We start from the raw sequence: 19,179 nt of genomic DNA, 5'->3' as shown, positions 1-19,179 counted from the left end.
CCCGCGCTCGGAACCGTAGAGGTCCATGACACACCACGGGCCCGGCGGTCGCGCCGCCGGGCCCGGGGTGACAGAGGTGGACGACTACTGGGCGGGGCCCTCGACGGCCTCGGACGTCAGCAGTCCCGCGTTGATCTCGCGCAGGGCGATCGACAGCGGCTTCTCGTGGACGTGGGTGTCGACGAGCGGACCGACGTACTCGAGGAGGCCCTCGCCGAGCTGCGAGTAGTACGCGTTGATCTGACGGGCGCGCTTGGCCGCGTAGATCACCAGGCTGTACTTCGAGTCGGTGGCCTCGAGGAGCTCGTCGATCGGAGGGTTGATGATGCCCTCGGGAGCGGTGATGGAAGAGGACACGCTCTGCCTTCCGAAAGGTGGAAATTGACCTGAAAGATCAAACAACTTCCATCAAGGCTAGCAGCTCGCGCGCCACGTCCTCGACGGAGGTGTTGACCAGGGTGGTGTCGAACTCCGGCTCGGCCGCCAGTTCGATCTTCGCCGCCGCGAGACGGCGTTCGATCACCTCGGGGGATTCGGTGCCGCGGCCGGTGAGCCGGCGCACGAGCTCCTCCCAGGAGGGTGGGGCCAGGAACACGAGCAGCGCCTCGGGCATCGACTCGCGGACCTGGCGCGCGCCCTGGAGGTCGATCTCCAGCAGGACGGGCACACCCGACTCCAGGTGCTCCAGGACGGCGGCTCGCGGCGTCCCATAGCGGTTGCCGGCGAACTCGGCCCACTCCAGCAGCTCGCCGTTGGCGATCAGCTTGTCCATCTCCTCGTCGGTGACGAAGAAGTAGTGGACTCCGTGCTTCTCACCCGGGCGGGGCCTGCGGGTCGTCGCCGACACCGAGAGCCAGACCTCGGGGTGTTCCTTGCGCATATGAGCGACGACCGTGCTCTTGCCGACCCCGGAGGGGCCGGAGAGCACGGTCAGCCGCGGACGTACGTCCGGGGGTACGGGGGTCGTCCCCCGGGGTGTTGCAGCCATGCGGCGATTATTCCAGCAATCCCGGTGTGCCCAGGACTCAGGCGCCGGAACCGCCGAACTCGCGCTCCAAGGAGGCGATCTGGTTCGAGCCGAGACCGCGAACACGGCGGCTCTCGGAGATCCCGAGTCGCTCCATGATCTGCTTGGCGCGGACCTTGCCCACGCCCGGCAGCGACTCCAGCAGGGCGGAGACCTTCATCTTGCCGATGACGTCGTTCTCCTGGCCCTGCTTGATGACCTCGTGGAGCGAGGCACCGGAGTGCTTGAGTCGATTCTTGACCTCGGCCCGCTCCCGGCGAGCCGCGGCGGCCTTTTCGAGCGCGGCTGCGCGCTGTTCAGGGGTAAGGGGCGGAAGAGCCACGCCTACGTCACCTCGGATGTCGAACTGTCGGATACGGACCGGTGAGGAACCTAGTCGCCCCACACCTGGGGAGTTACGAGCAACACGCTTGCCCGTTCTCTCGACGGAGACTAGCGGGCAAGTGCGCCGGAGTCAGCGAGAACAGCGGAAAAGTCCTGGTCAGCCTCCCTGGAGCCCGACATTCCCGACATAATGCCCCGGATTTGGGAATGTATTCGCGCCCGGCGCGTCGCCCGGACCCGGTCCGGGCCCGTTCCACGGCGCGGCGAAGGCGTCAGGCGGCGCTCACGGCGGCCCTGATCTCCTCAGCGAAACGGTCCGCCGAGGTGCGCAGGGCCCCGGCGTCGGGGCCGAACCGCAGCACGCCCCGGCTCACGTTCGGGACCACGTTGCGCAGCGCCGGGCCGAAGACGCCCGCGAGGTCGGCCGCCGCCGCGCCCTGGGCGCCGATGCCGGGGGCGAGGAGCGGGCCGTTGATGTCGAGGTCGTAGCCGGACAGGTCGCCCAGCGTGGCGCCGACGACCGCGCCGAAGGAGCCGAGTGGCGTCTCGCCCGCGTTCTCCACCGCCAGGTGCGCCAGCATCGTCGCCCCGACCGAGCGGCCGTCCTCGCGCAGGGCGTGCTGCACCTCGCCGCCCTCCGGGTTGGACGTGAGGGCGAGGACGAAGAGTCCGGCGCCGGACTCGCGCGCCAGCTCGACCGCGGGCCGCAGCGATCCGTAGCCGAGGTAGGGCGAGACGGTGAGCGCGTCCGAGAACAGGGGCGCGTCCTTGCGCAGGTAGGTCTCCGCGTAGGCGGACATCGTGGAGCCGATGTCCCCGCGCTTGGCGTCCATCACCACCAGGGCCCCGGCGGCACGGGCCTCCGCGACCGACGTCTCCAGGACGGCGATCCCGCGCGAGCCGAACCGCTCGAAGAAGGCGCTCTGCGGCTTCAGGACGGCGACGCGGTCGGCGAGCGCCTCCACGACCGTGCGGCTGAAGCGCTCCAGTCCGGCGACGTCGTCGGCCAGGCCCCAGTCCGCCAGCAGCGAGGCGTGCGGGTCGATGCCCACGCACAGCGGGCCCCGGTCGTCCATGGCGCGGCGCAGGCGGGCGCCGAAGGGTTCCAGGCTCATCGGGACGTCCTCACGTCGGCGCCGACCGCGTCGGCGAGGGTGGCGTACGGGCTCGTCCGCAGACGGGCGGCGAGCCCCTTGTGCAGGGCGCGGGCCCAGAAGGGGCCCTGGTAGACGAAGGCGCTGTAGCCCTGGACCAGCGTGGCACCGGCCAGGATGCGCTGCCAGGCGTCCTCGGCGCTCTCGATGCCGCCGACGCCCACCAGGGTGATGCGGTCCCCCACGCGCGCGTAGAGGCGGCGCAGCACCTCCAGCGACCGGGCCGTGAGCGGAGCGCCGGACAGCCCGCCGGTCTCCCCCACCAGGGCGGGGTCGGACAGCAGGCCGAGGCCCTCGCGCGCGATGGTGGTGTTCGTCGCGATGATCCCGTCCAGGCCGAGTTCCACGGCGAGGTCGGCGACCGCGTCGACGTCCTCGTCGGCGAGGTCGGGCGCGATCTTGACCAGGAGCGGGACGCGACGGCCGGCGACCGAGCGGTCGGCGGCCTCGCGCACGGCGCCGAGCAGCGGGCGCAGCGCGTCGGTGGCCTGGAGGTTGCGCAGGCCCGGCGTGTTCGGTGAGGAGACGTTCACCACCAGGTAGTCGGCGTGCCGCGCCAGCCGCTCGGTGGACTTCACGTAGTCACCGACGGCCTCCTCCTCGGGGACGACCTTGGTCTTGCCGATGTTGACGCCGACGACCGTGCGGAAGACGGGCGTGCGGGCCGCGAGGCGCTCCGCCACGGCCGCCGAGCCCTCGTTGTTGAAGCCCATGCGGTTGATCAGCGCGCGGTCCGGGACCAGGCGGAACAGCCGCTTGCCGGGGTTGCCGGGCTGCGGCTCCCCGGTGACCGTGCCGATCTCGACGTGGTCGAAGCCGAGCATCGCCATGCCGTCGATGGCCACGGCGTTCTTGTCGAAGCCGGCGGCGAGCCCGAAGGGGCCGTGCATGCGCAGGCCGAACGCCTCGGTCCGCAGTTCCTTGTGGCGGGGGGCGAGCGCGGCGGCGACGAAGGTGCGCAGGCCGGGCACGCGGGCGGTGAGCCGGATCCAGCGGAAGGCGAGGTGATGGGCCCGCTCCGGGTCCATCCGCTTGAAGACGAGGTCGAAGAAGAGCTTGTACATGAATCGTGTCCTCGGAAGGGCCGCGCGGGCCTCAGGCGGGAAGGGGGCTCATGAAGAGGGGGACACCGTCCGGTGTCCCCCTCTTGGCTGCTACTCGCGCGCGGCGGTCAGATGCTCGGCGTGTTCCTGGAGTGAACGCACGCCGACGTCGCCGTGGTTGAGCGCGTCGATGCCCTGGACGGCGGCGGCGAGTGCCTGCACCGTCGTCAGGCAGGGGACGGCGCGGGCCACGGCCGCGGTGCGGATGTCGTAGCCGTCGAGACGGCCTCCGGTGCCGTACGGGGTGTTGACGATGAGGTCGACCTCGCCGTCGTGGATCAGCTGGACGATGGTCTTCTCGCCGTTCGGGCCGACGCCCTCGCTCTGCTTGCGCACCACGGTGGCGTTGATGCCGTTGCGCTTGAGCACCTCGGCGGTGCCCGAGGTCGCGAGCAACTCGAAGCCGTGGGCGACCAGTTCACGCGCCGGGAAGATCATCGAGCGCTTGTCGCGGTTGGCGACCGAGATGAAGGCGCGGCCCTTGGTCGGCAGCGGACCGTACGCGCCCGCCTGGGACTTGGCGTACGCGGTGCCGAACACCGAGTCGATGCCCATGACTTCGCCGGTGGAGCGCATCTCCGGGCCGAGCACCGTGTCGACGCCGCGGCCGTGGATGTCGCGGAAGCGCGACCACGGCATGACGGCCTCCTTGACGGAGATCGGCGCGTCCAGCGGCAGGGTGCCGCCGTCGCCCTCCGCCGGGAGCAGGCCCTCGGCGCGCAGTTCGGCGACGGTCGCGCCCAGCGAGATGCGGGCGGCGGCCTTCGCGAGCGGCACCGCGGTCGCCTTCGAGGTGAAGGGGACGGTGCGCGAGGCGCGCGGGTTGGCCTCCAGGACGTAGAGGATGTCCCCGGCCATCGCGAACTGGATGTTGATCAGGCCGCGGACGCCGACGCCCTTGGCGATGGCCTCCGTCGAGGCGCGCAGCCGCTTGATGTCGAACCCGCCGAGGGTGATCGGCGGGAGGGCGCACGCCGAGTCGCCGGAGTGGATGCCGGCCTCCTCGATGTGCTCCATGACGCCGCCGAGGTACAGCTCGGCACCGTCGTACAGCGCGTCGACGTCGATCTCGATCGCGTCGTCGAGGAAGCGGTCGACCAGGACCGGCCGGGAGGGGCTGATCTCGGTGGACTCGGCGATGTAGGCGGACAGCCGGGCCTCGTCGTAGACGATCTCCATGCCCCGGCCGCCGAGGACGTAGGACGGGCGGACGAGGACCGGGTAGCCGATCTCGTCGGCGATGGCCTTGGCCTGGGCGAAGGTGGTGGCGGTGCCGTGCTTGGGGGCCGGCAGGCCGGCCTCGGCGAGCACCCGGCCGAAGGCACCGCGGTCCTCGGCGGCGTGGATCGCCTCCGGCGGGGTGCCGACGACGGGCACGCCGTTGTCCTTCAGGGCCTGCGACAGGCCGAGCGGGGTCTGGCCGCCGAGTTGCACGACCACGCCCGCGACCGGGCCGGCGAGCGTCTCGGCGTGCACGATCTCCAGGACGTCCTCGAGCGTCAGCGGCTCGAAGTACAGGCGGTCGGAGGTGTCGTAGTCCGTGGACACCGTCTCGGGGTTGCAGTTGACCATCACGGTCTCGTAGCCGGCCTCGCTCAGGGCGAAGGAGGCGTGGACGCAGGAGTAGTCGAACTCGATGCCCTGGCCGATGCGGTTGGGCCCGGAACCCAGGATGATCACCGCGGGCTTCTCGCGCGGCGCCACCTCGCTCTCCTCGTCGTAGGAGGAGTAGAAGTACGGCGTCTTCGCGGCGAACTCGGCGGCGCAGGTGTCGACCGTCTTGTAGACCGGGCGGACCCCGAGCGCGTGCCGCACCTCGCGGACGACGTCCTCGCGCAGGCCCCGGATCTCGGCGATCTGGCCGTCGGAGAAGCCGTGCCGCTTGGCCTCGGCCAGCAGTTCGGGGCCGAGCTTGTCGGCGGCGGCCAGCTCGTCCGCGATCTCCTTGATCAGGAACAGCTGGTCGACGAACCACGGGTCGATCTTGGTGGCGTCGAAGACCTCCTCGGGGGTGGCGCCGGCGCGGATGGCCTGCATGACGGCGTTGATCCGGCCGTCGGTGGGCCGCACGGCCTCCCGCAGCAGCTCGGCCTTGTCGCCGGGCTCGCCGACGAAGGTGAACCGGCTGCCCTGCTTCTCCAGCGAGCGCAGCGCCTTCTGGAGCGCCTCGGTGAAGTTGCGGCCGATCGCCATGGCCTCGCCGACCGACTTCATGGTGGTGGTGAGGGTGGAGTCGGCGGACGGGAACTTCTCGAAGGCGAAACGCGGGGCCTTCACCACGACGTAGTCGAGGGTGGGCTCGAAGGACGCCGGGGTCTTCTCGGTGATGTCGTTGGGGATCTCGTCGAGCGTGTAGCCGACGGCCAGCTTGGCGGCGATCTTGGCGATCGGGAAGCCGGTGGCCTTGGAGGCGAGCGCCGAGGAGCGCGAGACGCGCGGGTTCATCTCGATGACGATGATCCGGCCGTCCGCGGGATTGACCGCGAACTGGATGTTGCAGCCACCCGTGTCGACGCCGACCTCGCGGATGATCGCGATGCCGATGTCGCGCAGCCGCTGGTACTCGCGGTCGGTCAGCGTCATGGCCGGGGCGACCGTGATGGAGTCGCCCGTGTGGACGCCCATGGGGTCGAAGTTCTCGATGGAGCAGACGACCACGACGTTGTCGTTCTTGTCGCGCATCAGCTCCAGCTCGTACTCCTTCCAGCCGAGGATGGACTCCTCCAGGAGCACCTCGGTGGTCGGGGAGAGCGTCAGGCCCTGGCCGGCGATGCGGCGCAGCTCCTCCTCGTCGTGGGCGAAGCCGGAGCCGGCGCCGCCCATGGTGAAGGAGGGGCGGACGACCACGGGGTAGCCGCCGAGCGTGTCGACGCCCGCGATGACGTCGTCCATGGAGTGGCAGATGACGGACCGGGCGGACTCGCCGTGCCCGATCTTCTGGCGGACGGCCTCGACGACGCCCTTGAAGAGGTCGCGGTCCTCGCCCTTGTTGATCGCCTCGACGTTGGCGCCGATCAGCTCGACACCGTACTTCTCCAGCACCCCCTGCTCGTGCAGGGAGATCGCGGTGTTCAGCGCCGTCTGGCCGCCGAGGGTCGGCAGCAGGACGTCGGGGCGCTCCTTGGCGATGATCTTCTCGACGAACTCGGGGGTGATCGGTTCGACGTAGGTGGCGTCGGCGATCTCCGGGTCGGTCATGATCGTCGCGGGGTTGGAGTTGACGAGGACGACGCGCAGGCCCTCGGCCCGCAGGACGCGGCACGCCTGGGTGCCGGAGTAGTCGAACTCCGCGGCCTGGCCGATGACGATCGGGCCGGAGCCGATGACCAGGACGGACTGGATATCGGTGCGCTTAGGCACGCTGGCCCTCCATCAGAGCTGTTTCCATCAAAGACGTGAAGCGGTCGAACAGGTAGGCGGCGTCGTGGGGTCCTGCCGCGGCTTCGGGGTGGTACTGGACGCTGAAGGCCGGCTGGTCGAGCAGCTGGAGGCCCTCCACGACGTTGTCGTTGAGGCAGACGTGGGAGACCTCGGCGCGGCCGTAGGGGGTCTCGGACACCGCGTCGAGCGGGGCGTCGACGGCGAAGCCGTGGTTGTGCGCGGTGACCTCGACCTTGCCGGTCGTCCGGTCCTGGACCGGCTGGTTGATGCCGCGGTGGCCGTACTTCAGTTTGTAGGTGCCGAAGCCGAGCGCGCGGCCGAGGATCTGGTTGCCGAAGCAGATGCCGAAGAGCGGCGTCCTGCGGGCGAGCACCTCGCGCATCACGGCCACCGGGCCGTCGGCGGTCGCCGGGTCGCCGGGGCCGTTGGAGAAGAAGACGCCGTCGGGGTTCACGGCGTAGACGTCCTCGGCGGTGGCCGTCGCGGGCAGCACGTGGACCTCGATGCCGCGCTCGGCCATCCGGTGCGGGGTCATGCCCTTGATGCCCAGGTCGACGGCGGCGACGGTGAACTTCGCCGTGCCGAGGGGGACGGCCTCGCCGTCGGGGCCAATCGCCGGGACGACGTACGGCTCCCGGGTGGCGACCTCGGCGGCCAGGTTCGCGCCCTTCATCTCGGGGGCCTGGCGCACCTCGGCGAGCATGGTGCCCTCGTCCGGCAGGGCGTTGCCGGAGAAGATGCCGACGCGCATGGCGCCGCGCTCGCGCAGGTGGCGGGTGAGGGCGCGGGTGTCGACGCCGCTGATGCCGACGACTCCCTGGGTGCGCAGTTCCTCGTCGAGGGAGCGGCGCGAGCGCCAGTTGGAGGGCATCCGCGCGGGGTCGCGGACCACGTAGCCGGAGACCCAGATCCGCCGGGACTCGGGGTCCTCGTCGTTCACGCCGGTGTTGCCGATGTGCGGGGCGGTCATCACGACGACCTGGCGGTGGTACGACGGGTCGGTGAGGGTCTCCTGGTAGCCGGTCATGCCGGTGGAGAACACCGCCTCGCCGAAGGTCTCCCCCACGGCCCCGTAGGAGCGGCCGCGGAAGACGCGGCCGTCCTCCAGGACGAGTACGGCGGGAAGCGCCTTCTTCCTCGGTGAGGCGTTCCCCTGGGTGGAGGTCGTCATCGTGCGCCTTCCGTTTCCGTCGTGTCGATCATGGTGTTCAGGGTCTCGGCCCAGGCCGCGTGCTCGTCGGCCCGATCCGAGCGGAAGCCGGAGTCGATCAGCCGGTCGCCGTGCCGCCAGGTGACGACGAGCAGTCCGCCCTCGGTGAGGACCTTGCCCGCGATGCCCTTGTCGAGACGGGCCCCGCGCAGCTGCGAGGCCGGCACGAAGAAGTCGCGCGCGCCGGGGCGTACGACGTCCAGTCCCGCGTCCGTGAGCGTGAGCTCGGCCCGGCTGCGGGTGCCGAGGCCGTGCGCCACGATCCGGTCGAGCCACTGCCCGGCGGTGGTGGAGCCGTGGTAGCGGCCGCTCATGCCCAGTCTCACCGGGCCGGTGTCGTCCGGCGCGGTGGGGAGTTCGGGCAGGTCGCCCTGGAGGGTGCCGCGCCACTTCCAGCCCTCGCGCATCAGCCAGTAGACGAGCGCGATGAACAGGACGATGCCGACGAGCCAGCCGATGCGGGCGGCCCAGTCGGTCACTTCCGCCGACTTCTGTTCGGCGGCCAGGGGCAGGAGAGGTGTCACGCGAGCTTCCCGTCGACGAGGGTGGCCTTGCCCCGCAGCCAGGTGTGGGTGACCCTGCCCGGCAGCTCACGGCCCTCGTAGGGGGTGTTGCGGCTGCGCGAGGCGAAGCCCGCGGGGTCCACGTCCCCACGGTATGCGGTGTCGACCAGGGTGAGGTTGGCGGGCTCACCCTCCGAGACGGGACGGCCGTGGCCCGTGGCCCCGCCGATCAGCGCGGGCCTGGCCGACATGCGGTCGGCGACGCCGGCCCAGTCGAGCAGGCCGGTCTCGACCATCGTCTGCTGGACGACGGACAGCGCGGTCTCCAGGCCCACCATGCCCATGGCGGCGGCGGCCCACTCGCAGTCCTTGTCCTCGTGCGGGTGCGGGGCGTGGTCGGTGGCGACGATGTCGATCGTGCCGTCGGCGAGCGCCTCGCGCAGCGCCATGACGTCCTTCTCGGTGCGCAGCGGCGGGTTGACCTTGAACACCGGGTTGTAGGTGCGCACCAGCTCGTCGGTGAGCAGGAGGTGGTGCGGGGTGACCTCGGCGGTGACGTCGATGCCGCGGGACTTGGCCCAGCGGACGATCTCGACGGACCCGGCGGTCGACAGGTGGCAGATGTGCACGCGCGAGCCCACGTGCTCGGCGAGCAGCACGTCGCGGGCGATGATCGACTCCTCGGCGACCGCCGGCCAGCCGCCGAGCCCCAGCTCGGCGGAGACGACGCCCTCGTTCATCTGGGCGCCCTCGGTGAGGCGGGGCTCCTGGGCGTGCTGGGCGACGACGCCGCCGAAGGCCTTCACGTACTCCAGGGCGCGGCGCATGATCACGGCGTCGTGGACGCACTTGCCGTCGTCGGAGAAGACGGTGACGCCGGCGGCGGACTCGTGCATGGCGCCCAGCTCGGCGAGCTTGGCGCCTTCCAGGCCGACGGTGACGGCGCCGATGGGCTGGACGTCGCAGTAGCCGTGCTGCCGGCCGAGGCGGTAGACCTGCTCGACCACGCCGGCGGTGTCGGCGACGGGGAAGGTGTTGGCCATGGCGAACACGGCCGTGAAGCCGCCGGCGGCCGCCGCGCGGGTGCCGGTCAGGACGGTCTCGGAGTCCTCGCGGCCGGGCTCGCGCAGGTGGGTGTGCAGGTCGACCAGGCCCGGCAGGAGCACCTTGCCGTCGGCCTCGACGACCTCGGCGCCCTCCGCCGCCAGGCCGGTGCCGACCGCGGCGATCGTGTCGCCGTCGATCAGGACGTCCTGGGGCTCGCCGCCGAGCACCTTCGCACCACGGATCAGGATCTTGCTCATGTCTTACTTCTCCTCGGTGCGGGTGTGGGTGACGGCGGGCTCGTTGCCGCCCAGCAGCAGGTAGAGCACGGCCATGCGGATGGAGACGCCGTTGGCGACCTGCTCGACGACGGTGCAGCGGTCGGAGTCGGCGACCTCGGCGGTGATCTCCATGCCGCGGACCATGGGGCCGGGGTGCATCACGACGGCGTGCTCGGGCATCTTCGCCATGCGCCCGCCGTCGAGGCCGTAGCGCCGCGAGTACTCGCGTTCGGTGGGGAAGAACGCGGCGTTCATCCGCTCGCGCTGGACGCGGAGCATCATGACGGCGTCGGACTTGGACAGGGTGCTGTCGAGGTCGTAGGAGACCGCGCAGGGCCAGGTCTCGACACCGACGGGGACCAGGGTGGGGGGCGCGACGAGGGTGACCTCGGCGCCGAGGGTGTGCAGCAGGTCGACGTTCGATCGGGCCACCCGGCTGTGCAGCACGTCGCCGACGATCGTGATGCGCCGGCCGGCCAGGTCCTGGCCGATCCCGGCGTCCCGGCCGACCAGGCGCCGGCGCATGGTGAAGGCGTCGAGCAGTGCCTGGGTGGGGTGCTGGTGGGTGCCGTCGCCCGCGTTGATGACGGCGGCGTCGATCCAGCCGGAGGTGGCGAGCCGGTAGGGGGCCCCGGAGGCGCCGTGCCGGATCACGACGGCGTCGACCCCCATGGCCTCCAGGGTCTGGGCGGTGTCCTTCAGGGACTCGCCCTTGGAGACGCTCGACCCTTTGGCGGTGAAGTTGATGACGTCGGCGGACAGGCGCTTCTCCGCGGCCTCGAAGGAGATCCGGGTCCGGGTGGAGTCCTCGAAGAAGAGGTTGACGACGGTACGGCCGCGCAGGGTCGGCAGTTTCTTGATCGGCCGGTCGGCGACCCGGGCCATCTCCTCGGCGGTGTCGAGGATCAGGACGGCGTCGTCGCGGGTGAGGTCGGCGGCCGAGATGAGATGACGCTGCATCTGTCAGGCTCCGTAGGGAGGTTCAGGGAGGATTCGGGCATGCGGGCGCGCGGGAGCGCACTCGGCGGGGTGGGCCGGAGTGCTACTGCCGCTCGTCCGGGGCGGTCCGCTTGGCGCCGAGCAGCACGGTGTCGCGGCCGTCCTCCTCGGCGAGCTGGACCTTGACCGTCTCCCGCAACGACGTGGGGAGGTTCTTGCCGACGTAGTCGGCGCGGATCGGCAGTTCGCGGTGGCCCCGGTCGACCAGGACCGCGAGCTGCACGGCGCGCGGCCGGCCGATGTCGTTGAGCGCGTCGAGCGCGGCACGGATGGTGCGGCCGGAGAAGAGCACGTCGTCGACGAGGACGACGAGGCGGCCGTCGATGCCGTCACCGGGGATGTCGGTGCGGGCCAGCGCACGCGGCGGGTGCATGCGCAGGTCGTCGCGGTACATCGTGATGTCGAGGGAGCCGACCGGGATCGCGCGGCCGGTGATCTCCCGGAGCTTGTCGGCCAGCCGCCGGGCGAGGAAGACGCCGCGGGTCGGGATGCCGAGGAGGACGACGTCGTCGGCGCCCTTGGCGCGTTCGACGATCTCGTGCGCGATGCGGGTCAGCACCCGCGCGATGTCGGTCGCCTCCAGAACGGGCCGGGCATCGGCCGCGTACTGCTGCTTGTCCTGCTCTGAGTCCATGGAAAACGGACCTCCTTCTCCGCCTCACGGGACGGATCATTAAAGGACGTCGGAATTGCGCCATCCACCGTACCAGCCCGGCGACGCGCCTGATCACCCACCTTTGCGTCATCCCCGGCGGCTCCCCGGGCGGGGACCTGGTCCGACCCCTCCGGCTTGACGGGGGAGAGTAACGCTGCGTAACCTCACAGTGAGTCACCAGAGTCACCAGCCGCGCGGCGGAGCCGCACGTTGATACAGCGTCCGGGGAGCTATATGTCCAGCGAATACGCCAAACAGCTCGGGGCCAAGCTCCGTGCCATCCGCACCCAGCAGGGCCTTTCCCTCCACGGCGTCGAGGAGAAGTCCCAGGGCCGCTGGAAGGCCGTCGTGGTCGGCTCGTACGAGCGAGGCGACCGCGCCGTGACCGTCCAGCGCCTCGCCGAGCTGGCCGATTTCTACGGGGTCCCGGTGCAGGAGCTGCTGCCCGGCACCACCCCCGGCGGTGCCGCCGAGCCGCCGCCGAAGCTGGTCCTGGACCTGGAGCGGCTGGCCCACGTGCCGGCCGAGAAGGCGGGCCCGCTCCAGCGCTACGCCGCGACCATCCAGTCGCAGCGCGGTGACTACAACGGCAAGGTGCTGTCGATCCGCCAGGACGACCTGCGCACCCTCGCCGTCATCTACGACCAGTCCCCCTCGGTCCTGACCGAGCAGCTGATCGGCTGGGGCGTGCTGGACGCGGACGCGCGCCGCGCCGTCGCCCACGACGAGGGCTGATCCCGCGGGACAGCCCAGCAGAAACGTACCGCCGGGGTGGCCGGAGCCTGAGGGTTCCGGCCACCCCGGCGGTTTCTGCGTTCCCGGGAGCCACACCGGCCCCGCAGGCGCCCCGCAGGGACCGACGCGGGCAGACGGCGGACGCGGCCGGCAGCGGGGGCGTGACGGGCGAGGCATGCGCGGCGGGAGGCCCCGAGCGGGGCCCCGGACCGGCGGCGAGCCGTCGGGGGGCCGGAGCGCGGAGCGGGAACGCCGGAGGGCCCGCAGCGCGGACGCTGCGGGCCCTCCGGCGATGCCTACCGCCCCTGCGGGCCGTAGACGTCTGTCGTCGTCTAGTCCTCGTCGCGGCGCAGCGACGGCTTGAGCTCCTTGAAACGGCCGAGCAGGCCGTTCACGAACGAGGGCGACTCGTCCGTGGAGAACTCCTTGGCCAACTGCACCGACTCGTCGAGCACCACGGCGTCGGGGGTCTCGTCGACCCAGATCAGCTCGTAGGCGCCGAGGCGCAGGATGTTGCGGTCGACGACCGGCATCCTGTCCAGCGTCCAGCCGACGGCGTACTGGGCGATGAGGTCGTCGATGCGGCGCGCCTGGGCGGCGTACCCCTCGACCAGCTCCATCGTGTACTCGCTGACCGGCGGCTGCCGGGTGTCGGAGCGGGAGTGCCGGATCCAGTCCGCGAGGACCGTCAGGACGTCCACTCCGCGCTGGTCGCCCTCGAAGAGGATCTGGAAGGCGCGCTTGCGGGCCGTGTTGCGGGCAGCCACGGTTAGCTGTTCACCCGGCCGAGGTAGTCGCTCGTGCGGGTGTCGACCTTGATCTTCTCACCGGTGGTGATGAAGAGCGGGACCTGGATCTGGTGGCCCGTCTCCAGGGTGGCGGGCTTGGTGCCGCCGGTGGAGCGGTCGCCCTGGACGCCGGGCTCGGTCTCCTGGATGACCAGCTCGACGGCGGCGGGCAGCTCGACGAAGAGCACCTCGCCCTCGTGCTGGGCGACGGTGGCGGTGAAGCCCTCGACCAGGAAGTTGGCGGCGTCGCCGACGGACTTGCGGTCGACCATGAGCTGGTCGTACGTGTCCATGTCCATGAAGACGAAGTACTCGCCGTCCATGTACGAGAACTGCATGTCGCGCTTGTCGATCGTGGCCGTCTCGACCTTGACGCCGGCGTTGAACGTCTTGTCGACGACCTTGCCGGAGAGCACGTTCTTCAGCTTGGTGCGCACGAAGGCCGGGCCCTTGCCGGGTTTGACGTGCTGGAACTCGACGACGGACCAGAGCTGGCCTCCGTCGAGCTTGAGCACCAGGCCGTTCTTGAGGTCGTTCGTGGAAGCCACGGTTGCGGAATCTCCTGGACTGACGTGGACGACCCCGGCGCAGGCGCCCAGCTCGGAGAGCTAGAGCGCGAGCAGCTCCTTGGTCGTGATGGTGAGTAGCTCGGGTCCGCCGTCCGCCTCAGGGCGCACGACGAGCGTGTCATCGATCCGGACACCGCCCCGTCCCGGGAGGTGGACCCCCGGTTCGACGGTGACCGGCACGCAAGCGTCCAGTTTACCCATGGCCGCGGGGGCAAGCTGCGGGTCCTCGTCGATTTCGAGCCCGACCCCGTGCCCGGTGAGCGGCACAAGGCCCTCGGCGTGGCCCGCGGAGTCCAGCACCTGCCGGGCCGCGCGGTCCACGTCGCGGTAGGCGGCGCCGGGCAGCAGCGCCTCCCGTCCGGCGCGCTGAGCGGCGAAGACGAGGTCGTACAGCTCGATCTGCCAGTCGGCGGGAGAGGTGCCGATGACGAACGTGCGGCCGACCTCGCAGCGGTAGCCCCGGTAGGTCGCACCGAGGCAGACGGTGAGGAAGTCGCCCTCCTCCACCCTGCGGTCGGTGGGACGGTGGCCCCGCGTGCCCGAGTTCGGGCCGGTGCCGACCGAGGTGCGGAAGGCCGGGCCGTCCGCGCCGTGGTCGACCAGCCGCCGCTCCAGTTCCAGCGCGAGATGGCGTTCGGTGCGGCCGACGAGGATGGATTCGAGGAGTTCCCCGAGGGCCTGGTCGGCGATCTCGGCGCCGATCCGCAGCGCGGAGATCTCCTCCTCGTCCTTGACGACCCGCAGTTGCTCGACGGCGCCGCCCAGGTCCGCGAGACGCAGCCGGGGGGCCACCGAGCCCAGGGCGCGGTGGCGGGCCACGGTGACGTGGTGCTCCTCGACGGCGAGGGAGTCGGCCCCCCGGCCGGCCGCCATGCCCGCGGCGGCGACCGCCGGGTCACCGCCGGCGCGCGGCAGCGCCCGCACCTCCACGCCCTCGTCGGGGCGCCCCTCGCCGACGTCGCCGACCGGCGTTCCGGCGCACAGCAGCACGTCCTCTCCCCTGCCGAGCAGCAGCAGGGCGGCGCCGCGCGGGGCCGCGCCGGCGAGGTACCTCACGTTGGCGGGGCGGGTCACCAGAGCGGTCGCACTGCCGCTCGCCGTACAGCGCTCCCGGAGCCGCTCTCGGCGGGTCGCGTACACCTCGGACATGAACCGAGCGTACGAGCGGCGGGCGGATGGCGCCGGTTCAGAGGGCCGGACGGGTTCGGCCGGCCGGAGCGGAGCCGGGGCGGTCCCGGGTCCGCTCCGGCCGGGAAGGCCGTCGAGCGGCGGTCCCCCGCGGGCCCGGAGGCGGCGGCGCGGGGAGCGGGAGAGCCGCAGGCGCCCGCCGTGTTCCCGGCGCGGGCCGGGGCGCGCCCCCGCGCGGCCCGGGGGTCACCAGGAGGGCGGGCTCGCGATGGAACGGGCGAGGACGTCGTCCAGGACGCGGGCCGTGGCGGCCACGTCGAGTTGGGAGTTGTCGATGATGGGCAGGCCCGAGCCGTACCAGCCGGCCATCCTGCCGTGGATGCGCGCGACCTCCTCGTCGCCGAGCCTGCGGTTGCCCGAGCGCTGGGCGTTGCGCTCCAGGACGACCTCCAGGCCCGGCAGCAGGACGACGGGCAGCAGCCCCGGTCCGACGTGCCGCTTCCAGCCGCCGAGGCCGACGACCGGGCGGTCCGGGAAGACGGCGTCGTCGAGAATGCAGGAGATGCCGTTGGCCAGGAAGTTCCGTGCGGCGAAGCCGCAGGTGCGGCGGGCCAGGCGGTACTGCGCCTCGGAGTGGTCGTTCCACCCGGACTGGGGGTCGGCGAAACCCGAGCGCACCCACTCGCGCACGTCGTCCAGGCTGATGTGGGCCGTCGGCACCCCGCGGTGGTCGGCCCAGTACTTGGCCACACTGGTCTTCCCGGCGCCCGCGGGACCGATCAGCAGGACCGCGAGCGTCGTCGCGGCCGGGTCCGGGGTCCCGGGGGCGGGCGGCGGGCTCGGCATCCCGACCGGGCCGCCCGGGGGCAGCCGTACGTGCCCGGTGCTGTCCGGCGGCGGGACGGGGAGCTGCCGAGCGGGCTGCGCCGGGGGCTGCTGCGCGGGCGGGCCGGGCGCGTGGTGCGGGGCGACGGGCTGCTGCGGCGGCTGGGCGGGAGGCGCGCCCGGCGGGACCGGCCCGCCGGCGAATCCCGGGGCCGGTGCGGGACCCGGCTGCCCCGGGTGATGTCCGGCCGACGACCAGCCGCCGGCCGGACCGTGCCCCGGCTGATGGGGCGGCGGCAGCGGAGCCCCCACTGCGTGCTGCATCCGGTGCCACTCCGTCTCGTACAGGCAATGGGCGCTGGCGGACGGGACCCGGTCCCGCCGCTACCGAACGGTACCCTCCCCGGCCGCCGTTGTGTGAACGGCCGGGGAAGCCGCGACGTGCCCGCGGGCGAGGGGCGGAACAAAGGGAGCCGGGGGCGTCCCGGTGGCGCCGGGCCGGAGGGGCGTCGCTACTCGGCGACCTCGCCGTACGCGGCGAGCAGGACGGCCGGGTCGGGGCCCTCCAGGACGGTGGGCTTGGCCAGGCCGTCGAGGACGATGAACCGCAGCATGTCGCCGCGGGACTTCTTGTCGACCTTCATCGTCTCCAGGAGCTTCGGCCACTGGTCGTGGCGGTAGCTCAGCGGGAGCCCCAGCGACTGAAGCACCGTACGGTGCCGGTCGGCGGTCGCGTCGTCCAGCCGGCCCGCGAGGCGGCCGAGTTCGGCGGCGAAGTGCATGCCGACCGAGACGGCCGCGCCGTGCCGCCACTTGTAGCGCTCGTTCTTCTCGATGGCGTGCGCCAGCGTGTGGCCGTAGTTGAGGATCTCGCGCAGCCCGGACTCCTTGAGGTCGCCGGAGACGACCTCCGCCTTGACCTTGATGGAGCGCACGATCAGCTCGGCCGTGTGCGGGCCGGCGGGCGTCCTCGCCGCCTGCGGGTCCGCCTCGATGAGTTCGAGGATCGTCGGGTCGGCGATGAAGCCGGCCTTGACGACCTCGGCGAGCCCGGACACGAAGTCGTGCACCGGCAGCGAGTCGAGCGCCGCCAGGTCGCAGAGCACACCGGCCGGCGGGTGGAAGGCGCCGACGAGGTTCTTGCCCTCGGCGGTGTTGATCCCGGTCTTGCCGCCGACCGCCGCGTCGACCATGCCGAGCACGGTGGTGGGAACGGCGATCCAGCGCACTCCGCGCAGCCAGCTCGCGGCCACGAAGCCGGCGAGGTCGGTGGTGGCGCCGCCGCCCACGCCGACGATGACGTCGGTGCGGGTGAAGCCGGACTGGCCGAGCGCCTTCCAGCAGTAGGCGGCGACCTCGGCGGTCTTGGCCTCCTCGGCGTTGGGCACCTGGATGGCGACGGCCTCGAAGCCCTGGTCCGCCAGGTCGGCGCGGAGCGCCTCACCCGTCTCGGCCAGTGCCTCGGGGTGGATCACGGCGACCCGCCTGGCCTGCTCGCCGATCAGTCCGGCCAGCTCGCCGAGGAGTCGGCGGCCGACCAGGACCTCGTAGGGATCGGTGCCCGCCGTGCCACCGACCTGGACACGGGTCACTGACTCGCTCATGCTTCCTTCAACTCCAGTGCGTCGAGGACCGCTTGGGCGACCTCATCGGGGGTGCGGCCGTCGGTCGCCACGACCGCGCGCGCCACGTCGGTGTACAGGTGGCGGCGGGCGTCCATCAGTTCGCGCCACTGCCGGCGCGGGTTGACGGCGAGCAGCGGCCGGGCGGCGTTCAGGCCGGTGCGCTGGACGGCCTCCTCCACGTCCATGGAGAGGTAGACGACGCGGTGGTCGGCGAGCAGCGCGCGGGTGCCGGCGTCGAGGACGGCACCGCCGCCGAGCGCGAGCACGCCGTCGTGGCCGGCGAGCGCCTCGCGGACGGCGTCCTTCTCGATCGCCCGGAAGGCGGCCTCGCCCTCGTCGACGAAGATGTCGGCGATGGTGCGGCCCTGTGCGGCGACGATGTCGTCGTCGGCGTCCCGGTAGGCGCAGCCGAGGCGCTCGGCGAGGAGCGCGCCCACGGTGGACTTGCCGACCCCCATCGGGCCGACGAGGACCAGACGCGGGGCGGTCACCGGACGGCCAGGTTCTCGAGGTAGCCGGTCACGTTGCGCCGGGTCTCCGAGACGCTGTCCCCGCCGAACTTCTCGGCCACGGCGTCCGCGAGGACGAGGGCGACCATGGCCTCGGCGACGATGCCCGCGGCCGGGACCGCGCAGACGTCGGAGCGCTGGTGGTGGGCCTTGGCGGCCTCGCCGGTGGCGACGTCGACGGTGGCCAGAGCCCGCGGCACGGTGGCGATCGGCTTCATCGCGGCGCGGACGCGCAGCAGTTCGCCGGTGGTGAGACCGCCCTCGGTGCCACCGGAGCGGCCGGTGGAGCGCCGGATGCCCTCCGCGGTGTGGACGATCTCGTCGTGCGCCTGCGAACCCGGCACGCGCGCGAGGTCGAAGCCGTCGCCGACCTCGACGCCCTTGATCGCCTGGATGCCCATGAGCGCGGCGGCGAGGCGTGCGTCGAGACGCCGGTCCCAGTGGACGTGGGAGCCGAGGCCCACCGGCACGCCGTACGCGAGGACCTCGACGACGCCGCCGAGGGTGTCTCCGTCCTTGTGGGCCTGGTCGATCTCCGCGACCATCGCCTTGGAGGCGTCGGCGTCGAGGCAGCGCACCGGGTCGGCGTCGAGCCTGTCGACGTCCGAGGGCTCGGGGAGGACGCCGCGGGGCGCCTTGGCCGCCGCCAGTTCGACGACGTGGGAGACGATCTCGATGCCGGCCGTCTCCTTGAGGTAGGAGCGGGCGACCGCGCCGAGGGCCACCCGGGCCGCGGTCTCGCGGGCGGAGGCGCGCTCCAGGATCGGCCGGGCCTCGTCGAAGCCGTACTTCTGCATGCCGGCGAGGTCGGCGTGGCCGGGCCGGGGGCGGGTGAGCGGGGCGTTGCGCGCGAGGTCGGCGAGGATCTCCGGGGCGACCGGGTCGGCGGCCATGACCTGGTCCCACTTGGGCCACTCGGTGTTGCCGACCATGACGGCGATCGGGGAGCCGAGGCTGAGGCCGTGCCGGACGCCGCCGAGGAAGGTGACCTCGTCGCGCTCGAACTTCATCCGGGCACCGCGCCCGTAGCCGAGGCGCCGCCGGGCCAGGTGGTCCGCCACCATGTCCGTGGTGATCGGCACGCCGGCGGGAAGTCCCTCCAGCGTCGCCACAAGTGCGGGACCGTGGGACTCCCCTGCGGTCAGCCAGCGCAACCTGCTCAACGGTGCTCCTCATGCTCGCGCCCTGGTGCTGCTGCTGCGTACGCGCGTCCTCGCGTACGGCGACGGCGGGACCGGGTGCGCGGCCCTGGCCCGCCGTCCCCGATCCTCCCACGTCCGGGGGCGGGAACCGGCCGCAGGTCCATCAGGCGGACGCGT

General features: G+C 72.2%; 19 protein-coding genes. 1 reads left to right on the top strand and 18 read right to left on the bottom strand.

Annotated elements, in window-relative coordinates; all coding sequences use genetic code 11:
- Positions 1–84: 84 nt before the first annotated feature.
- The 11 genes from rpoZ to pyrR all read right to left on the bottom strand — a co-directional run bounded on the left by rpoZ (position 85) and on the right by pyrR (position 11,660).
- Entirely contained in the window at positions 85–357 is a 273-nt protein-coding gene (gene rpoZ, locus ACGFS9_RS06490) for a DNA-directed RNA polymerase subunit omega (protein ID WP_003982715.1), read from the bottom strand.
- A gap of 37 nt (positions 358–394) precedes the next feature.
- Positions 395–988, bottom strand: coding sequence for a guanylate kinase (gene gmk, locus ACGFS9_RS06485; protein WP_393251175.1), 594 nt, complete (start codon positions 986–988; stop codon positions 395–397).
- 37 nt (positions 989–1,025) lie between these two features.
- Positions 1,026–1,349, bottom strand: coding sequence for an integration host factor (locus tag ACGFS9_RS06480; RefSeq protein WP_016638838.1), 324 nt, complete (start codon positions 1,347–1,349; stop codon positions 1,026–1,028).
- 274 nt (positions 1,350–1,623) lie between these two features.
- Complete coding sequence (gene pyrF / locus ACGFS9_RS06475; RefSeq protein WP_393251174.1) at positions 1,624–2,466, bottom strand: orotidine-5'-phosphate decarboxylase; 843 nt, start codon at positions 2,464–2,466, stop codon at positions 1,624–1,626.
- Positions 2,463–3,569, bottom strand: a complete 1,107-nt coding sequence (locus ACGFS9_RS06470) for a quinone-dependent dihydroorotate dehydrogenase (RefSeq protein ID WP_393251173.1) — start codon at positions 3,567–3,569, stop codon at positions 2,463–2,465. The genes pyrF and ACGFS9_RS06470 overlap by 4 nt, the downstream gene beginning before the upstream one ends.
- Positions 3,570–3,659: 90 nt before the next feature.
- Entirely contained in the window at positions 3,660–6,968 is a 3,309-nt protein-coding gene (gene carB / locus ACGFS9_RS06465; RefSeq protein ID WP_393251172.1) for a carbamoyl-phosphate synthase large subunit, read from the bottom strand.
- Positions 6,961–8,160, bottom strand: a complete 1,200-nt coding sequence (gene carA / locus ACGFS9_RS06460; RefSeq protein WP_393251171.1) for a glutamine-hydrolyzing carbamoyl-phosphate synthase small subunit — start codon at positions 8,158–8,160, stop codon at positions 6,961–6,963. Before carA ends, carB begins: the two co-directional genes overlap by 8 nt.
- Positions 8,157–8,723, bottom strand: a complete 567-nt coding sequence (locus ACGFS9_RS06455; RefSeq protein ID WP_393251170.1) for a hypothetical protein — start codon at positions 8,721–8,723, stop codon at positions 8,157–8,159. Before ACGFS9_RS06455 ends, carA begins: the two co-directional genes overlap by 4 nt.
- Positions 8,720–10,006 (bottom strand): dihydroorotase, encoded by a 1,287-nt coding sequence (locus ACGFS9_RS06450; protein WP_393251169.1) that lies wholly within the window; start codon positions 10,004–10,006, stop codon positions 8,720–8,722. Before ACGFS9_RS06450 ends, ACGFS9_RS06455 begins: the two co-directional genes overlap by 4 nt.
- Positions 10,007–10,009: 3 nt before the next feature.
- A complete protein-coding gene (locus ACGFS9_RS06445) occupies positions 10,010–10,987 on the bottom strand; it encodes an aspartate carbamoyltransferase catalytic subunit (protein ID WP_393251168.1) in 978 nt (325 codons plus the stop codon).
- A gap of 82 nt (positions 10,988–11,069) precedes the next feature.
- A complete protein-coding gene (pyrR, locus tag ACGFS9_RS06440; protein ID WP_393251167.1) occupies positions 11,070–11,660 on the bottom strand; it encodes a bifunctional pyr operon transcriptional regulator/uracil phosphoribosyltransferase PyrR in 591 nt (196 codons plus the stop codon).
- Between the two features lie 255 nt (positions 11,661–11,915).
- Here pyrR and bldD point away from each other — a divergent pair, with 255 nt between their 5' ends.
- Positions 11,916–12,416, top strand: a complete 501-nt coding sequence (bldD, locus tag ACGFS9_RS06435) for a transcriptional regulator BldD (RefSeq protein ID WP_393251166.1) — start codon at positions 11,916–11,918, stop codon at positions 12,414–12,416.
- Between the two features lie 332 nt (positions 12,417–12,748).
- Here the strand turns inward: bldD and nusB are convergent, their stop codons facing one another.
- The 7 genes from nusB to aroC all read right to left on the bottom strand — a co-directional run bounded on the left by nusB (position 12,749) and on the right by aroC (position 19,023).
- Positions 12,749–13,183: a transcription antitermination factor NusB gene (gene nusB, locus ACGFS9_RS06430; RefSeq protein ID WP_393251165.1), complete on the bottom strand. Its 435-nt coding sequence runs from the start codon at positions 13,181–13,183 to the stop codon at positions 12,749–12,751.
- A gap of 2 nt (positions 13,184–13,185) precedes the next feature.
- The gene (gene efp / locus ACGFS9_RS06425) at positions 13,186–13,752 is read right to left on the bottom strand and encodes an elongation factor P (protein WP_393251164.1); all 567 of its coding nucleotides are present in this window, start codon (positions 13,750–13,752) and stop codon (positions 13,186–13,188) included.
- Positions 13,753–13,812: 60 nt separating this feature from the next.
- Positions 13,813–14,922, bottom strand: coding sequence for an aminopeptidase P family protein (locus ACGFS9_RS06420; RefSeq protein WP_393251163.1), 1,110 nt, complete (start codon positions 14,920–14,922; stop codon positions 13,813–13,815).
- A 225-nt stretch (positions 14,923–15,147) separates the two neighbouring features.
- Positions 15,148–16,050, bottom strand: a complete 903-nt coding sequence (locus ACGFS9_RS06415; protein WP_393251162.1) for a Pro-rich N-terminal domain-containing protein — start codon at positions 16,048–16,050, stop codon at positions 15,148–15,150.
- A 188-nt stretch (positions 16,051–16,238) separates the two neighbouring features.
- Entirely contained in the window at positions 16,239–17,330 is a 1,092-nt protein-coding gene (gene aroB / locus ACGFS9_RS06410) for a 3-dehydroquinate synthase (protein WP_393251161.1), read from the bottom strand.
- Positions 17,327–17,809, bottom strand: a complete 483-nt coding sequence (locus ACGFS9_RS06405; protein WP_393251287.1) for a shikimate kinase — start codon at positions 17,807–17,809, stop codon at positions 17,327–17,329. Before ACGFS9_RS06405 ends, aroB begins: the two co-directional genes overlap by 4 nt.
- 29 nt (positions 17,810–17,838) lie before the next feature.
- Entirely contained in the window at positions 17,839–19,023 is a 1,185-nt protein-coding gene (gene aroC / locus ACGFS9_RS06400) for a chorismate synthase (protein WP_393251160.1), read from the bottom strand.
- Positions 19,024–19,179: the final 156 nt, after the last annotated feature.

This window comes from Streptomyces sp. NPDC048566, assembly GCF_043199735.1.
Taxonomy (GTDB): domain Bacteria; phylum Actinomycetota; class Actinomycetes; order Streptomycetales; family Streptomycetaceae; genus Streptomyces.
The sequence above is the reverse complement of the archived record's forward strand: the minus strand, read 5'-3'. Positions and strand labels throughout refer to the sequence as shown.